At 64.6% G+C, this 1179-nt stretch carries 1 protein-coding gene and 1 pseudogene; both read left to right on the top strand.

Features of this window, described 5'->3' with window-relative positions; all coding sequences use genetic code 11:
• Positions 1 to 347: pseudogene (locus ACIBJB_RS47485) on the top strand (hypothetical protein); the annotation flags it as partial.
• A 2-nt stretch (positions 348 to 349) separates the two neighbouring features.
• Positions 350 to 1179, top strand: an 830-nt coding sequence (locus tag ACIBJB_RS47490) for a beta-ketoacyl synthase N-terminal-like domain-containing protein (RefSeq protein WP_398940393.1), incomplete at its 3' end; no start/stop codon positions are given.

The raw sequence follows: 1179 nt of genomic DNA on the forward strand, positions 1-1179 counted from the left end.
CGGTCGGTCTGCGGCTGCCGGCGACGCTGGTATTCGACCATCCCACCCCGCAGGCCATCACCCGCTACCTCCACAACGAACTCGCACCCCAACAACAAGCGGACAAGGGATCAGCGCTCGATCGACTGGAGAGTCTCGAGGCTGCGATCACCGATATTTCCGCGGACGAAGTGGCCGTGCGTGAGGAGATCGAGCAACGCCTCCGCAGCCTTCTTCGCAAGGTCGAACCCAAGAAGGCGCCCGCAGGCCAGGACATGAGCAGTCGAATTCTCTCTGCGACCCCCGAGGAACTGCTCGATCTAGTGGATCGAGGATTCGGCGGATCGCCCTCCACGGATGGGAAGTGAACATGGCAACGCAGGAAGACCTGTCCGCATACCTGAAGCGTGCACTGCTGGACCTGCACGAGACCAAAGAGCGGTTACGCGAGGTTGAGGAGCGTGCCGCTGAGCCGTTGGCGGTGGTGTCGATGGCGTGTCGTTTTCCGGGTGGTGTGGTGTCGCCGGAGGGTTTGTGGGATCTGGTTACGGACGGGCGGGACGCCATAGGTGACTTTCCGGCGGACCGGGGGTGGGACCTGGACGGGATATTCGACCCGGAGCCCGGGACGCCTGGAAAGTCCTACGTCAAGGCCGGCTGCTTCCTCGATGACGTTGCTGGTTTTGATGCGGCGTTCTTTGGTATTTCGCCGCGGGAGGCTGCGGTGATGGATCCGCAGCAGCGGTTATTGCTGGAGACGGCGTGGGAGGTGCTGGAGCGGGCGGGGATTGACCCGGTGTCGCTGCGGGGGTCGTCGACGGGTGTCTTCGCGGGTTCGATCAACCAGGACTACGGGGCCTGGTCGGCCGACGCGAGTGTGGCGGCCGACGGTTTTCTGCTGACCGGAAACTCGCCCAGCGTCATCTCGGGGCGTATTGCGTATGTGCTGGGTCTGGAAGGGCCGGCAGTCACGGTGGATACGGCGTGTTCGTCGTCGTTGGTGTCGCTGCATTTGGCCGCGCAGGCGTTGCGGGCCGGTGAGTGTGATCTGGCGTTGGCGGGTGGGGTGTGTGTGATGGCCACGCCACAGGCATTCGTTGAACTGTCCCGGCAGCGGGGGCTGGCGGGGGATGGTCGGTGTAAGGCGTTCGCGGAGGGTGCGGACGGGACGGGTTGGGGTGAGGGTGCGGGGTTGGTGGT

It is taken from the genome of Streptomyces sp. NPDC050759 (assembly GCF_044456945.1).
Lineage (GTDB): Bacteria > Actinomycetota > Actinomycetes > Streptomycetales > Streptomycetaceae > Streptomyces.